Genomic DNA, 15,968 nt, shown 5'->3' on the forward strand with positions numbered 1-15,968 from the left:
CCACTTTCATGAAGTGTTTATCGGTATTCTTGGTAAAACACTGCTATGTTTCTTTTTAATTAACCAAGGTTCTTGAATGAATTCATATTTAGTTTCGGACAAGCCAATCATTTATGCAGATATGAATGTATTTCGGTACTTGGCTTGTGGAGACATTTCGATACTCGAACCAGAAAGATTCAGGTGGGTATATTCTCATGTTCATCTTGATGAAATCCATAGGAATGGAAACCAAGATGCACTCGAAGGGATGGCATTGCTGAAAGCCGTTGAGATATGTGATGTTCTGAATCAAGACTTTCAATCTGAAGGTAATATTGTGATAAGGGATTACATAGATCCTTTTTCGAGATATGAGCGACACTTAGAGGCAATTGCTGGTCATGAAGGCATAGCAGATCACATGGTGGAGCACCTCATACGCTCTTTTGGAGCTGACAACTTTAAAGAGCTAAGTGAAACCCCAGAGCAAATGCGAAATGAAATAGAACGAATAACAAGCATTATTCCTGATGAAAGACGTGAAGATCTAGTCGAGAAAGCATCAAAAGTGTCCAAAGAAATGGGCGCAACCATTGAAAAGCACCTAAAAAATAAGATGCCAATTGATAAAACAAGAAGCGCGTTAGGCGTTTCAAGTGAAGATCGTAAGGCTATTGAAAAGTCTGAATCCGCAATTGATGAAGTTTGGGATTTGATTTCACCTTCAATACCAAATATCACAAAAAATCAGTTCTTTGGTTTTGAGCCAATTCCGGGTATTGAGGGAGTTCAGCATACTCAGCACAGTGCAATATCTGGTGCATACATTGTGCTCAATATGGTAGGTATAAGCCCTGACAAAGGTCTTGCGAAAAGAAATAAGATTAAGAATGTAATGTCAGATGGGCAGCACGCTGGAATGGCATCTTATTGTAATGCCTTAGTTTCTGCCGACAGAGGTATAATTAATAAGTCATCATGTATATTTTCGTATCTGAACAATATTACCAATGCTTTGCATTTTGAGTACCAAAAAGGGTACCAGCTTAGACTTGGCGTAAGTAAAACATAATCGGGTAGCCGGAGGTCTCCTCCAGCCCCACACCACCCATCATGCGCTTTTATTAATAGGGAGTGCAATGGGCGGTTCATCTGCCGTAATGAATATTGATCCAAATATCTCTCAATGACGCTAAACCTTGTAATGTTGATCATCGATGGGAGTGGCTAGTTGATCAAATAAAGCTATTAAGTAGTGTATTTGCCATAGAAATTGCCACTTATGCAGTTATGAGCAATCACTACGACCTTGTTGTAAAATGGTACAAAGGCTAAGCAAATTCAGCCCCATTAAATGATTGATACAAAATAAATAATTCAATTCCTAGCTTATCTTTATAACCTAAAATCCCTCTCAAGCGACTCGACTCTATAATCTATAGTAAGCTGAGTGAAAAATGATGGAAAGGTTACCCACAACCGAAAATAACGTAATCTTGCTCAAGAGAATATGTACCTGTCCCTTTTTATTTTTTGTATTTTACATGAAAGTCAGTTGTCGATTGAATCAAAATAGCAACTCGGCTATGGTTAATGCATTAATAAAAAAATTAAAAAATTAGTTATTCTACTGGCTTGTTATGTGTCAGGTACATTGAGTAAGGTTTAAGATGATTTATACAGGTTCGTGTTTATGTGGTGAGGTAAGTTTTGAGATCAACGGTGAGTTTGAAAGCTTTTACCTTTGTCATTGTGAATATTGTCAAAAAGATACTGGTTCAGTATATGCTTCAAATTTATTTTCGGCTACAGCAAAACTTATTTGGCGATCAGGCGAAAACCAAGTTAAAACTTATCAACTTCCGAGAACTCAACATATTAAGAGCTTTTGTTCCAACTGTGGGTCAGCAGTTCCAAACATACAAATGAATAACACGCTAGTTGTTGTTCCAGCGGGGTGTTTAAATCAAGATATTACTATTAAACCTACAGCACATATTTATAAATCTAGTGAGGCTGCATGGGCAAAAAACTTAGATAAGGTTCAATCTTATGATCAACTTCCTGAGTAAACAAATAACTAACCCAGGTAAGCAAGATAAAGGGGGCGAGTAACTCTTTGTTGCCTACATGAATGTAGGCAAAGGGGGGGGGAGCAGGACGCGGAAACTTGACTCGATTCTTACTTAGCCCACTAGGTTACAAATCTCGCCGCGATTAAATCGCACCTAGTTTGAATAAATTTTAATCTTGAAAGGTCAGTCTTTGTTTTCGTGTCAATTACAGACCTTTTAATTAAATTAATCTTTAGTCTGTTGTAGGCTGCAAAATAGTTGGGCAGCAGGGAACTCCTCCACCCCCCACAACACCAACCATGAATTTTTATTAACAGGAAGTGCAATGGACGGTTAATCTCCCGTAATAAATATTGATCCAAATATCATTCAATGACACTAAACCTTGTGGCGTTAAGTCGTCATTCCCTAACGCAATGTTAATTTCTATTTTTAGCTGTTTGTTACTTGAAAACGTGAAATTAAGCGCTCAAGTTCAGTGGCACTTCTATCTACAGAGCTTGTCCCTAGGCGGACTTCACGGAGTGAGTTTTGTAACAAAGAGCTTATATCATTAACTTGTTGAGCACTTTGTAGTTGCTGCGTTCCTTCTTTATTTATTCCTGTTAACGTATCAATCATATGGGCTAATGTTTCATTTAATTCAGTATCATCATGTATAACTTCTTCCGTTGAAAGCATATCTTTTTCTACACTTTGCATACTTGACTGCATAATTTCAACTGATTGAGCTGCACTACTTTGTATCTTGCTAATTAATTGACTGATCTCTGTTGTTGCTTCGCCAGTTCTTGCAGCTAAATTTCTTACTTCATCAGCGACAACTGCAAATCCACGACCTTGTTCTCCGGCCCTAGCAGCTTCAATTGCGGCATTTAGAGCTAGAAGATTAGTTTGATCAGCAACTTGACTTATTAACCCCACTACTGAGCCGACATTATTTACATGGTTATGAAGCCCTTTAATAGTATTGCTAGAACTATCAATTGAGTTATGAATTCCTTGCGTTTGTTCTCTTATTGTTTGAAATTGCATCACACTTTGAGCTGCTGCAGTTTCTAAATTCGTTCGAATAATCTCAACATCATTAGTGGCGTCATTGATAGTATTAAGCTGAATTTCTATTCGAGACAATAACTTTTGTGTTTCAGATAACACAGTATTGGCATTTAGACTAAATTCATCTTGTTTTTTTATTAAAACTTGGTTTGCGAGTTGAACATCGTTAGATACATTAATAACTTTACCAACGGTGCTATCAAGGCTATCAATAAAGCTGTTTATCCATTTTCCTAACTCACCGGTTTCATCACTTGATAATAGTTTATGATCTAAACGTTGCTTTAAGTTACCGCCGCCCTCAGCTATCCCCCTAATTACATCTGTCATTTTTTGCAATTTACTGGCTACAGTTGCAGGGCCACTTTTTGCGAATATTAAACTTGTTATAGTTAAAGTAGCCAATGCCATACCCGTAGATACAAACCAACTGAGGCCAAATACTTCGTGACAAATAGGTGCTGTGAAGGCAACTATCGAGCTATAAATAAAGTGTTGGCGTAAAAGCGTATGACTGATAGAGCGACTACGATAAACCTCTTCAAGATCGCCTTCACACATCATCCCCCATGTATCTTTAGAGCCAGGAAGAGAGAATGTAACACCTTTCATGGCGGTAGTCTGAGTACCCTGGATAATCTACAAATACATTGCTACCTGCTTTAATCGTTTCGCGTATACCAGGGTGTAATTGGCCTGTTGCAGGGTCGGTAAACTTTAGCTCTAGTTCTGTGTGCTCCTTAACTTTAAGTACACCCCAATCAGTTTTAACGCCGTCTTTAAGGTTATCACCCAAGGAGAAAGTACGATCTTCAAACCTAGAGCGAGATAGGGCAGTACCAGCTTCGATAGATTTATCAAAATTCGCTTTGACCATGAACAGGTAGTTATCACCAGACTCTTGAAATATATGTCCAGCTTCACGCTGTATAAGATCGCCGATGACATCATTAGGTACTCTTGCACATAAGCAATATATTTGATTATTTGCCAGTTCAATAGGTAAATAAAACATCAGTGTAACGGCATCGTGAAACTTAGAAGAAGTGGGACCTAATTGTTTTGTTTGTTTATCTTTGTATGGTCCATGAAGGAGTGGGTGTTTAAAGCCTTGTTGAACGGCCGGCAAAGGTAAAATACTTTGCCCTATATGCGATTGATAACTTGAAGCTAGCACCTCAGCGGTTTGTGTAATTAAAAATAATTCAGATATATCATTCGAGTACTTAAGTTTACTGGTTAATAATTCACTAAACTCATTATGGCTGGTTTGCTGTATATCACTCGCAACACTTTGTAAAAACTGCCATTGGCTGTTAGTCCAATCTTGTAAAATCTCGAGTCGTGTATTTGATATTCCTTCAAAGGTATTTTTTATAAATGTTGTTCGATTACGATTTAAAAAATACGCTAAGCCTAAAGCTATTTTTCCATTTCGACCAAAATAAGGCAACCAAGCCTTTTCATCCTTATTCAAATGCATAGATCTACTACTCACTTAATACCCCTTATGGCCCAGTGCAAAACAGATATTGCTGTATCCCGCTAATGCAAGATATTGACCACGTAGTAATAATGAGTTGAGAATGCACTTTTAACCCATGTTATGTATAGTTAAGATATAAATAGGGTTTTATCTAAATTATTTATTGGCAATATAAATTTTCTTTTAATTACTGCACAAAACTGGATAGTTGAATGCACCAAATTGGTAGCGAATATTTAACTAGTGACATGTTTTTAGCTAGCAAAGCCAGCTAAAATTATAATACCAGTGAGATTAGTTACCCCACGGATTACTTGCATTTGAGCGTTGCTTACGGGTTCGAGCGCGGTCTTTCGCTTCTTTTTTAGCTTGGATACGTTTTGCATCACTAAAGCTTAGCTCACATGGTTCGCCTGGCTTATGATCAGCAGGAATTACACGGTCACGTGGTGGTAGCTGATATTGTACATCATCAGGTTTAGGTAAGTTTTTTAAACGATAAAGATAAAAGTTTTCAACTTTGTCTTGCGCCCACTGAGTTTTACGTAAAAATTTGACCGCAGACTTTAGATCTGGATTATTTTTAAAACAATTTAGCTGCAAGTAAGCATGTAATAATTCCCAGCCGTATTGATCAACTAGCTCAGATACTACCTGTTCAAGTTTAACGCCTTGCAACGGGTTATTGCCAAATAATTCTTCGTTACTCATGGTCACTCTCATTTCAATTTCTAATGCAGTAATTATAATTTTTAAATCAATAATTAGATAGTAGAAATTAAAACAGAAAGCTGTCATTTATTTAACAGCTTCATATAAAAAAGTGAGAGTTAGAGTTTTTGGCAATTGACCACAACACGGCCTCTTACATTTGCGGCCATTAGATCATCAGCACAATTGATAACTTCTTTTAAGCTTATTTCATTGCTAATGGTATCTAGGTAGTCTGCGCTGACTAAAGCACTGAGTCTATTCCATGCTTCTATTCGGTCAGCTTTTGGGCGCATAACACTGTCGATCCCAATAAGAGAAACACCGCGTAGAATAAAGGGGGCTACGGATGCAGGTAAATCCATGCCTTGAGCAAGGCCACAGGCTGTTACAACACCACCGTATTTTAATGATGCACAAATATTAGCAAGGGTATGACTACCAACAGAATCTATGGCTGCTGCAAATCGCTCTTTTGCTAAAGGTTTACCTGGCTTTGAAAATTCATCTCTATGAATGATCTGTTTTGCGCCTAGGTGAGTTAAATAGTCTGTTTGCTCTGGCCGACCAGTTACTGCAATTACATTAAAACCAAGTTTGTTAAGTAAATAAATGGCAAAACTACCAACACCACCATTTGCGCCTGTAACCAAAATATCACCAGAAGCGGGGGTGATACCTTGTTTTTCAAGCGCTATTACACTGAGCATCGCCGTATAGCCAGCCGTTCCTATTTGCATGGTTTGTTTTGCGGTTAAACCTGATGGCTTAGGTATTAACCAATCGGCACTTAAACTGGCTTTTTGTGCAAGTCCGCCCCAATGTTTTTCACCTACTCCAAAACCATTTAAAATTACCGTATCACCTAATTGAAACTCACCAGTTTTGCAGCTTGATACTTTGCCGACCAGATCAATTCCCGGCACCATCGGGAAACTGCGCACAACAGGTCCTTTGCCAGTGATAGCAAGCCCATCTTTATAATTAAGTGTACTGTACAATACATCGATATTCACATCGTTATCGGGTAACGAACTAGTGCTTAAAGTGTCAAGCTTTGCACAGTAGGGGGTATCGTCTGATTTATTAATAACAATAGCGTTGAAAAAACTTTCCATTACGAATCCTTTTAGACCGATCGTCTTTTAATTGATAAAAAAAGGCACTACCTAAGTAGCGCACGTAAAAACATTTCTGTGTATAGCATTAAAGGTTGTGAGTTTTTGACTAGTTTTGCGCGCATCACAGCGCCTTCCCAACCAACCCAAAAAAACTCACTCATCTGAGCGGCATCGATATGTTTACTGACTAACTTTTGCTCTTGTGCGCCTTCAATGCACTGCTGTACTTGTAGTTGCCACTGCTCATAACTGTGTAATAGCTTGGTTTTAAATTCAGCTGATAAATGATTAAGCTCTTGGTTTAAATTACCAATTAAACAACCCCGGCTGAAGTTATACTTTTGCATGCCAGTTGCGGCACTTTGGGTAAAATTTATTAACCGTTCTAAATGAGGGACATCATCTTGATTTAAGTATCGCTTTAATTTAGCAATAAAATAATCATTGTATGCGTCTATTACAGCTAAGCCAAAGTCATCTTTACTTTCAAAGTAGTGATAAAAAGAACCTTTAGGCACACCTATTTTTTTTAAGATAGTGTCTATACCCGTGGCACTAAAACCAAATTCTGTTAATGTTTCAAGCCCTGTAGCGATAAGTAATGCTTTGGTATCTGCATTACTACGAACTACTTTAGGTGGGCGACCACGTCTGGGTGGATTTTGTTTGCTTGTTTGCATACCTTATATTAGACCGATCGTATTTAAATGTGCAAGTAATTTGTATTTTATTTGCACATAATTTTTAATTTCACTTAATAAAACAATAAAAGCCTAGTTTTTAAATGCTTGCAATAAAATTGTCATAATTACAATTTATTGATGAACTTTTGTCTTATATAGGTAGTCACATTTAAAGCAGGATACTGCATGTTAGTGATTAGATAGTCGTAATTTTTTTATATAAATATTGAATGTACATCCGTGGTATGACCACTGTAATTTTTTAATGTTAATTCATCTTTGCATCAGCAGCTTAGTTAAAGTCAATTTATTTAATTGCTTTTATGATTTGAATTTAACAGTTTTATTAACTATTCATTAATTGTAGATGTCATTTACACTACAAATTTATAAATATAAAAGGTGAGGATTTACCTATGAAGAGACAGAAAAGAGATCGGTTAGAAAGAGCTCATTCTCAAGGTTTTAAAGCAGGTTTGGCAGGACGTTCAAAAGATATTTGCCCTTATCAACAAGTAGACCCTAAATCAGAGTGGTTAGGTGGTTGGCGTGAAGCGATAGAAAATCGCAACATGTACAAAACGTAATATTATAAACGAATTTTAAGCAAAAACGCCCTCGAATGAGGGCGTTTTTGTTACTGCATTTTAATTAAAATGCACTAGTATCTTGGAATAAGCCTACTTTTAGATCTTTCGCTTCATAGATAACTCGACCGTCAACTTCAACAGTACCATCCGCCATGCCCATAAATAATTTACGCTTGATAACACGTTTCATTTCTAGGCGGTAAGTCACTTTTTTAGCGGTCGGTAAAATTTGACCTGTAAACTTAACTTCGCCAACACCCAATGCGCGCCCTAATCCTGGACCACCAGACCAACCTAAGAAAAATCCTACAAGCTGCCACATTGCATCTAACCCTAGACAACCCGGCATGACTGGATCACCCTTAAAGTGGCAATCGAAAAACCAAAGGCTTGGATCTATATCAAGTTCAGCAACGATTTGACCTTTACCATGTTCGCCCCCATCATCAGTAATGGAGATGATACGGTCCATCATTAACATGTTATCACTAGGTAAGCGGCAGTTGCCTTCACCGAACATTTCACCTTGACCACAAAGGACCAATTCTTCTTTTGTATAGCTATTTTTAGGTTCCATAACACTTTTTCGTCGCTTAGAAATTGCAGAGTACTTTAGCGTACACTTGTACGCTAAACAACTCTGAGCAGTTAAAAAAACAATATTTCTGCATGAAATATCATCGATTAGGTAAAGAACATGCTAATTGTGCGATTAGAACGCGCAATTACGAGTAAAAATCATTATAATCACTTTGATTTTTTAACCAGTATAAAGGAAGTTTATGATCCTTTTTGTTAACGCACTTACAGTAATTGATTTTTCTTATCTGTGTAATAAACGAGGCGCAGTTGGCGAGAGCTGGATTGTTGATTTAACTTTGCATGGCAAATTAAATGAAGAGTCTATGGTGCTTGATTTTGGGTTAGTAAAAAAACAAATCAAAGGCATTATTGATGAATGCATAGACCATAAATTAGCGATACCTTCACACATAAATGGTGAAGTTATATCTCATGGTGACTATAAAACACTTGATTGTACATTTGGCGATGATCATCACTTAGCGATGAGTGCACCTAATCAAGCATACTGTTTAATTGATGCACCAGTTATAAATGAGCAATCAGTTATAGAGTTTTTAATTGCGACTATTATGCCGCAATTACCAAGCAATATTGATAAAATTGAAATTGAATTAAAACCTGAGCATAGCAAAAGTTTTTATTATCATTACAGTCATGGCCTTAAAAAACATGATGGTAATTGTCAACGTATTATTCATGGTCACCGTTCTCAGTTGGGTATATCCTTAGATGGAATGTCTATGCCTCGTATTCAAAAGCAATGGGCTGACAAATGGCAAGATATTTATTTAGCCACTGCAGAGGATCAAATTGAAGCGTCACAATTAAAACATGTTCGAGCTAAAGAGTCTGATCTGTGTTTTGCGTACAACGCTGCGCAAGGTTATTTTGAAATGGCTATTAGCAATGAACGTTGTGATATTTTACCGGTAGACACCACTGTAGAATGTATAGCAGCTTATTTAGCTCAGCAAGTTAAAACACAATACAGTGACTCTGATGTTAAAGTGACAGCGTATGAAGGGGTTGCTAAGGGGTCTATTTGTTATGCGTAAATTGATTCTTGCGAGTGTATTAACGTCGTTGAGCGTTTTTGCTCATGCTGTAGAATTAAAAGGTAATCTTACTCAAGGTGGTTTAGTGACAGGCCAGCTTGATGGTGCAAAATCAGTGAGCTTTAACGGTGAAAAGTTAAAAACCACGGCTAATGGTACATTTGTGTTTGGCTTTGGTCGAGATGCAAAGCTAAATCATGAATTAAGCTGGGTAGACACTGAAGGTAAAACTCATAAACAGCCTTTATTGATCACCAAACGCGATTACGATATCGATAAAATTACCGGTGTAGCAAAAAAAATATGTGTCTCCACCGAAAGAAGTCACAGAGCGAATTAGTCGCGAAGCCGTGGCTGTTAGAAATGCCCGCAATGTTGATTCTGATTTAACGTACTTTTTAGACCCTGTTTATAAACCTGCCCAAGGGCGTATTTCAGGTGTCTATGGTAGCCAACGTTACTTTAATGGTGAACCTCGTCGTCCTCACTTTGGTCTGGACATTGCGAATAAAACCGGCAGTCCTGTGTATGCACCAGTTAGTGGAACGGTGGTTTTTGCTAATAATGATTTATATTATTCTGGCGGTACACTGATTTTAGATCACGGACACAGTGTTACCTCAACCTATATTCATTTAAGCAAGTTAGATGTAAAAGTAGGTGATAAGATAAAACGTGGTGAAAAAATAGCTGAAATAGGTGCAACAGGGCGAGTAACTGGCCCGCATTTAGATTGGCGATTTAACTGGAAGGGCGAACGCCTTGATCCGGCACTTATGATGTTAGACACCTTAGCGAATAAAAAGTAGAGAACATGACAACTGAAGTTAATCGCGATGAAATCATTGCACAGCGTATAAAAGACTCAACTACATCAGTCACAAAGACTGTTTTTCCTGGCCGAACAAATCACCATAATACGTTGTTTGGTGGTGATGCTCTAGCTTGGATGGATGAAGTAGCCTTTATTGCTGCAACTCGTTTTTGTCGTAAACCCCTGGTGACAATTTCATCTGATAGAGTCGACTTTAAAGAAGCTATCCCAGCAGGTACGTTTGCTGAACTTATTTCTAAAGTGGTTCATGTAGGTAATACAAGCTTACGTGTTGATGTGGAAATCTTTCTTGAAACAATGCACAAAGATGACAAGCATTCAGCCATTACGGGTAGCTTTACCTTCGTAGCTGTCGATGATAATCACAGACCTACACCAGTGGTGTGCGATAAAATGATATACGGTTTTTAAATTTAGCATACTTAACAGCACTCCTTGTGAGTGCTATTATTATACAACTAAAAGAACACATCATACTATATCTTCTTTAATTATAAACTTAACACCGAGGTCATAATTAAAGTCAAAAAGATCAAAAAAGGCGGTATCTTTGTTCCTAATAAATCGTTTATAACACCATGGCAGCAATCCAGCCAAAAGCAAGCAATGGCAGATTAAAGTGAATAAAGGTAGGCACAACAGAGTCCCAAATATGGTCGTGTTGACCATCCGCATTCAAGCCAGATGTTGGACCTAATGTTGAATCTGAAGCAGGGGAGCCTGCATCGCCTAAAGCTCCAGCGGTACCTACAAGAGCAGCAGTTGCCATAACAGAAAAGTTTAATTCTAAACATAATGGAACAAAAAGGGTGGCTATTATTGGCACTGTGGAAAATGAACTACCAATTCCCATGGTGATCATTAAGCCTACTAATAAAATTAATGCCGCTGCCAAAGGTTGATTACCTTCTATAACCCCAGCGGCACTTTGCACTAAAGATGAAACATCACCTGTTGCTTTCATAACAGAAGCAAAACCTTGAGCTGCGATCATAATAAAGCCAATCATTGCCATCATAGCAACACCTTTACTAAATACGTCGTTATTTTGCTCCCATTTAACAATACCAAATAAGCTAAAAATCATCACTCCAACTAGGCCGCCCAATATCATCGAACCACTTACATTCTGAGCTATTAATGATGTGAATACCGCAGTGATACCAACCAGCAAAACTTTTTTGGGCTGCTGCACAGTGACGTTGATTGTTTGCTCTTCTAATTCATTTGTTTTATAAGTCCGGCGTTTTCTGTAGCTGATAAATACGGCAATCAAGAGCCCGATAAACATGCCAATTGCAGGTATTATCATGGCCATAGGTACTTGCGTATTTATTATTTCTAACCCGTTCTCAACTAAGTTTTTATGTAATATTGAATATAAATAAATTCCACCAAATCCATATGGTAGTACCATATAAGAAGTTGCAAGACCAAATGTTAAAATACAGGCAATGGCTCTACGGTCTAATCGCAGCTTATTAAACACAACTAATAGTGGTGGGATCAAAATTGGAATAAACGCGATGTGCACCGGAATAAGGTTTTGTGATGAAATAGCACATACTAGTATTATCGATAATATAAAGTAACTAAGGGCGGTTTCGCCTTTATTTGAAGTGTTCACTTTCGATAACAATTTTGCGGCGAGAATTCTGGTGAGACCTGATTTTGATATCGCAACAGCAAAAGCACCCAGCATGGCATAACTAAGCGCAATTTCAGCACCGCCAGACAAACCCGCGTTAAAAGCATTTAATGTCTCGGTTAAGCCAAGCCCTGCGCTTAACCCAGCAACGAGAGCACTAAGGGTCATAGCAACAATAACATTTACACGGGCCAGAGTTAACCCAAGCATTAATAAAACACCAATTACAACTGCGTTCATAGAGATCTCTTAGCTTTTGTTTTAATTGATTTTACCAGATCATAGCTGTGATTTTTACGTTGCTGAGTAAATTCCTCACCTTTATATCGTACATCGCTGTATAACTGAGCAAACTGCATGAAAAGCGAACCTTTCTCAGTGAAATGATCTCTAGCTAGATTAAGGTATTGCAGTGGAGTGAGATTGGCTTTTTGGTTAAAACCGTTTTTATCGCACCAAAATTGAATTTCTTTATAGTGCTTAGCAAGCAGATGTTCATCCATTATTGCTTTCTTAGGCCAATTTAAATAAACAAAATAACTTATAAAAACACCGATGATAGATAAAATGACAAATAAAGAAATTTTCCAAAGTTGGTTATTACCAAACAAGCGTTTTAAAAATGAACTCTGCTTTTGTTGATCAAAGCCCAGCACCCAATTTGTCCATTTGTAATCTAAGTTTTCTAAATTTAAACGCAACCAATTAAACCCAGGTATTTGGTTAAACCTGAGCAAACTAAATTCTAAGTTATTAGTAAACTCACTATTGAGTGATTGCATCTGTGACAGTGAACCAGTTAATCGCTCTGGAGAAACAACCGCAGTTGCATCAAAAATTTGCCAGCCTTTACCCTTTATAAATACCTCAACCCATGCATGGGCATCATACTGGTACACACTTAGGTATTCATCTTGCTCATTTAGCTCTCCACCTAAATAACCCGATACAACTCTGGCAGGAATACCTACCGTTCTAAACATAAACGCAGCTGCACTGGCATAATGTCCACAAAAACCGCTTTTATTATTAAACATAAATTCATCAATAGTGTTATCACCCGTCATAGGCTCTGGTGTAAGAGTATACGCAAAGCCTTGATTTGAAAAATGCTCTGTCAAGGCAGTAAAAAATGCTCTATCACTGTTGTTATTTTCATAAATAGACAACGCTAATTGCTGAGATTGGAGATTGTTTTGCTCAGAATTTCCAAGCGTTAAGTTTTGATAACGATTAATTTTATTTAATTGGGACTCATTAAATGACGAACTATTTACTTGGTAATTTATATTATTACTTAAGTACCGCTTGCGAATGAGTAAACCTTGCTCTGTACTTTTAACATCAGAGTTTGCTGAAAATGCTTGGCCAATGCCATATAACCAAGGCTTAGATGAGGGCTCTGCGATAATATTGTACTGTGATTGAAATTCAAGAGCATTGGTTGCAGATGTTTTATTTCGTTGTTGGCTTTTCAATAAGTCCGATACTAGCCAGGTAGTTCCATCAAATTCATCATGGATAATGGCTCGCCAATAGTATGGAGGTGCAGGGGGCTTATTTGTACTTAATTTCGCTCTAAATACAAGTTCGTCTGAACGAGAAAGCTTTGCAATATCAAAGGGGTTAACACTTTCAGACAAGCCTGTTTTAGCAAGTTTGGGCCCTGGTAATTGCCAAAAAGCAGGCATTTTTGGTAAAAATAACAATAAAAAAACAGCGATAGGTAGAGCGAGCAATAACATTTTACCACTTTGCTTAGACGCTATCTTTAAACTGTGTTTATTTTCTATAAGTGCAAGTGCCGAAAAATTTAACACATACAAAATACTCACGCATAATGTTGCAATGATTGACTGCGAAAAAAGATAAACAGTAGAGAGACTAAAAAAGCTCAATAATACAATTGTTTGATAATGCTTTTTGGTTTTGGCTTGTAACAATTTAAACAAGCTGGACAAAATAAGCATAGCAACAAATAAAGTTACCGTATCACCCAATCCAACATCGTAAAGTAGTAACACAAGAGAAAGAGCGGCCAAAATATTAGCATATAATGTACTTGGTTTAGGCTTCTTCATTAAGGTGATTGTAAAATTCCAAGCACATAACAAGACCAATAACGCAGTAAATATAAGAGTCAGTTCAGACATAATAAATAAAACGACCAAGCCATAAATTATCGACAAGGTGAGATTTATTGCTTTTTCGTTATGAATGGTCGGCATCTTGATTCTCAGAGTTTACCTTAAAACGACTCAATGCAATTAAACATGCAGTAAAATGATCTGAGCCTTTAGACATTGAATAAAGCTGACTATTTAACTTAAGGGCAAAAGCATGATCATGCAAATGGGCTTGGGTGATCAAATAGCTTAAGTGGCTTAATCTTGTTTCGGCATTACCTTGTAATTGAGAATAATCGTAGGTCATTGGTGTGGAGGCAAAGTTAACAAATTCTTTCACCATCAGTTGCTGTGTCTTTGCATAATGTTTCCACGATACTCTTTGCAGTCCCATACCATGTTGATGATCAACCAAGGTATCAAATTCGTCAATTCCATTGGGATGTTTTAAATCGCCGTCAGCGTTATGCTCATCAACCATTAAGTTATTATTTTTCTGTGGGTTTACTTGCTCTGGATACACAAAAACAGTTTCTTCGATTTGCATATAACTCCAAACAGAAACTAAACCAAATGGGTATTGGCTAAGTAATTTTATGCGTTTTAACGGGTAGCATCCTCTATATTTATAAGGCAATGATACTGTAATGCTTGTCTTACCTTCTATATTATCGAGGTGATGCAATAATTTATTTTGATAAAGAATAAGTAATGACTGACATAACTTATCGGTTGAAACGTCGAAAACTAAGCGGGGTGAAATAGGGGAGTAGTCATTATTCTTTACTTTAAAGTGTATAGTTAAACCTTTTACATTGGAGTAACCAATTAAAATAGCCAATACCAAAACAACCAGCATTAAATAAGCCATAGCCAAAATTAAGTTGTTTTGATAATTAATTCCTAATATAAAATTCAAAACTGTGACAAATAAAAAACCGCAGCCCATTTTTGAAGGTAAAACATAAATCGTATTATGTTTTAGGGTAAGTGTATTACCTGTATGTTTATTTTTTAACAGCTTAGTAAAGAGTGCTTGTTTAAAATCAGCAAATAAAAAACCACTATTTTTGTTGTTTCGCATTTTTGCAAATAGCATATTTTACAAGGGCACTGGAACAGCGTTTAATAACTGTTTTATTTGTAATTCACTTGTTTGTTCATCAATTCCTAATCGATGAGCAGCCACACTTTTAAACACAGTTTGTACATCATCGGGAGTTACAAAATCTCGACCTTCAATATAAGCCCAAGCCTGTGCAGCTTTACCTAGCGCTATACTGGCTCTTGGCGATAGCGGATTAGCAAAAACACCGTTTTCTCGGGTATAAGATACAAGCTCAATAATGTAATCAACGATCGGTTCTGAAATAGTCACTTTTTTAGTTTTAGACTGTATATCAATTAGTTGAGAAAAATTGATCCGTTTAGGAAGCGCATCAGAATCACGATTATTAGCACCTAAAATAAGCTTTCTTTCCGCTTCTTTTGGTGGAAACCCTAAACTTATCCGCATCATAAAACGATCTAATTGTGACTCAGGTAAAGGGTAAGTACCTGATTGATATAAAGGATTTTGTGTAGCAATAACAAAAAATGGTGTTGGTAGGGGGTATATATCACCATCCATCGACACTTGTTTTTCTTCCATTGCTTCTAACAATGCACTTTGTGTTTTTGGTCCAGCACGGTTTATTTCATCGGCTAAAACTACTTGACTAAAAACAGGCCCTTTATGAAATGTGAAAGTGTGTTCATTTGAATTAAATATACTAGCACCTAAAATATCTGATGGCAGTAAATCGCTGGTAAATTGAACTCGCTGATATGACAAGCCTAAAACAGAAGCAAGTGCATGTGATAACGTGGTTTTACCCATACCTGGTAAGTCTTCAATGAGTAAATGGCCTTGACTAAATAAGCAGGTTAAGGCGAGTTTAATTTGTGTTTTTTTACCAAAAATTACCTGTGATAAATCATCAATAATAGCTGTAACTGTAGAGTGCATAGTA

16 protein-coding genes and 1 pseudogene are annotated in these 15,968 nt (G+C 37.1%); 7 read left to right on the forward strand and 10 right to left on the reverse strand.

The features are described 5' to 3' along the window. Positions 1-76: 76 nt before the first annotated feature. The 3 genes from ACU8V8_RS07970 to ACU8V8_RS07980 all read left to right on the forward strand — a co-directional run bounded on the left by ACU8V8_RS07970 (position 77) and on the right by ACU8V8_RS07980 (position 2,054). Positions 77-1,054 (forward strand): hypothetical protein, encoded by a 978-nt coding sequence (locus ACU8V8_RS07970; RefSeq protein ID WP_446889395.1) that lies wholly within the window; start codon positions 77-79, stop codon positions 1,052-1,054. A gap of 95 nt (positions 1,055-1,149) precedes the next feature. Next, positions 1,150-1,317 carry a hypothetical protein gene (locus tag ACU8V8_RS07975; protein WP_446889396.1) on the forward strand — a complete coding sequence of 56 codons (168 nt, stop codon included), beginning with the start codon at positions 1,150-1,152 and terminating at the stop codon, positions 1,315-1,317. Between the two features lie 335 nt (positions 1,318-1,652). Then, entirely contained in the window at positions 1,653-2,054 is a 402-nt protein-coding gene (locus tag ACU8V8_RS07980; RefSeq protein ID WP_446889397.1) for a GFA family protein, read from the forward strand. A gap of 435 nt (positions 2,055-2,489) precedes the next feature. On the opposite strand, the gene ACU8V8_RS07985 is transcribed toward ACU8V8_RS07980, so the two are convergent. From ACU8V8_RS07985 to acuR, 5 genes are all read right to left on the reverse strand, one after another. After that, positions 2,490-3,728: a methyl-accepting chemotaxis protein gene (locus ACU8V8_RS07985; RefSeq protein WP_446889398.1), complete on the reverse strand. Its 1,239-nt coding sequence runs from the start codon at positions 3,726-3,728 to the stop codon at positions 2,490-2,492. Beyond that, positions 3,694-4,614 carry a hypothetical protein gene (locus ACU8V8_RS07990; RefSeq protein WP_446889399.1) on the reverse strand — a complete coding sequence of 307 codons (921 nt, stop codon included), beginning with the start codon at positions 4,612-4,614 and terminating at the stop codon, positions 3,694-3,696. Before ACU8V8_RS07990 ends, ACU8V8_RS07985 begins: the two co-directional genes overlap by 35 nt. 282 nt (positions 4,615-4,896) lie before the next feature. Beyond that, a complete protein-coding gene (locus ACU8V8_RS07995; protein WP_290208392.1) occupies positions 4,897-5,313 on the reverse strand; it encodes a VF530 family protein in 417 nt (138 codons plus the stop codon). Positions 5,314-5,432: 119 nt separating this feature from the next. Then, a complete protein-coding gene (gene acuI / locus ACU8V8_RS08000; RefSeq protein ID WP_446889400.1) occupies positions 5,433-6,431 on the reverse strand; it encodes an acrylyl-CoA reductase (NADPH) in 999 nt (332 codons plus the stop codon). A 47-nt stretch (positions 6,432-6,478) separates the two neighbouring features. Continuing rightward, positions 6,479-7,114: an acrylate utilization transcriptional regulator AcuR gene (acuR, locus tag ACU8V8_RS08005; RefSeq protein WP_446889401.1), complete on the reverse strand. Its 636-nt coding sequence runs from the start codon at positions 7,112-7,114 to the stop codon at positions 6,479-6,481. A gap of 419 nt (positions 7,115-7,533) precedes the next feature. On the opposite strand from acuR, the gene rmf reads away from it, so the two are divergent. After that, positions 7,534-7,704 (forward strand): ribosome modulation factor, encoded by a 171-nt coding sequence (gene rmf, locus ACU8V8_RS08010; protein ID WP_058558798.1) that lies wholly within the window; start codon positions 7,534-7,536, stop codon positions 7,702-7,704. Between the two features lie 64 nt (positions 7,705-7,768). On the opposite strand, the gene fabA is transcribed toward rmf, so the two are convergent. Beyond that, positions 7,769-8,284, reverse strand: a complete 516-nt coding sequence (fabA, locus tag ACU8V8_RS08015) for a bifunctional 3-hydroxydecanoyl-ACP dehydratase/trans-2-decenoyl-ACP isomerase (protein ID WP_087533817.1) — start codon at positions 8,282-8,284, stop codon at positions 7,769-7,771. Between the two features lie 205 nt (positions 8,285-8,489). Between fabA and ACU8V8_RS08020 the strand changes: the two genes are divergently transcribed. The 3 genes and pseudogenes from ACU8V8_RS08020 to ACU8V8_RS08030 all read left to right on the forward strand — a co-directional run bounded on the left by ACU8V8_RS08020 (position 8,490) and on the right by ACU8V8_RS08030 (position 10,593). Then, on the forward strand, positions 8,490-9,347 hold the full coding sequence (locus tag ACU8V8_RS08020) for a 6-carboxytetrahydropterin synthase (RefSeq protein ID WP_446889402.1): 858 nt from the start codon (positions 8,490-8,492) through the stop codon (positions 9,345-9,347). Beyond that, positions 9,340-10,156, forward strand: a pseudogene (locus tag ACU8V8_RS08025) (M23 family metallopeptidase). The gene ACU8V8_RS08020 and the pseudogene ACU8V8_RS08025 overlap by 8 nt, the downstream one beginning before the upstream one ends. A gap of 5 nt (positions 10,157-10,161) precedes the next feature. After that, a complete protein-coding gene (locus ACU8V8_RS08030) occupies positions 10,162-10,593 on the forward strand; it encodes an acyl-CoA thioesterase (protein ID WP_256825947.1) in 432 nt (143 codons plus the stop codon). A 157-nt stretch (positions 10,594-10,750) separates the two neighbouring features. Here the strand turns inward: ACU8V8_RS08030 and ACU8V8_RS08035 are convergent, their stop codons facing one another. The 4 genes from ACU8V8_RS08035 to ACU8V8_RS08050 are packed head-to-tail and all read right to left on the reverse strand — an operon-like array spanning position 10,751 to position 15,964. Next, positions 10,751-12,070, reverse strand: a complete 1,320-nt coding sequence (locus ACU8V8_RS08035) for a Na+/H+ antiporter family protein (protein ID WP_446889403.1) — start codon at positions 12,068-12,070, stop codon at positions 10,751-10,753. Further along, on the reverse strand, positions 12,067-14,058 hold the full coding sequence (locus tag ACU8V8_RS08040; protein WP_446889404.1) for a transglutaminase family protein: 1,992 nt from the start codon (positions 14,056-14,058) through the stop codon (positions 12,067-12,069). Before ACU8V8_RS08040 ends, ACU8V8_RS08035 begins: the two co-directional genes overlap by 4 nt. Next, entirely contained in the window at positions 14,042-15,040 is a 999-nt protein-coding gene (locus tag ACU8V8_RS08045) for a DUF58 domain-containing protein (RefSeq protein ID WP_446889405.1), read from the reverse strand. Before ACU8V8_RS08045 ends, ACU8V8_RS08040 begins: the two co-directional genes overlap by 17 nt. A gap of 18 nt (positions 15,041-15,058) precedes the next feature. Next, positions 15,059-15,964 carry an AAA family ATPase gene (locus ACU8V8_RS08050; RefSeq protein WP_446889406.1) on the reverse strand — a complete coding sequence of 302 codons (906 nt, stop codon included), beginning with the start codon at positions 15,962-15,964 and terminating at the stop codon, positions 15,059-15,061. Between the last annotated feature and the right edge of the window lie 4 nt (positions 15,965-15,968).

It is taken from the genome of Pseudoalteromonas sp. SaAl2 (assembly GCF_052947895.1).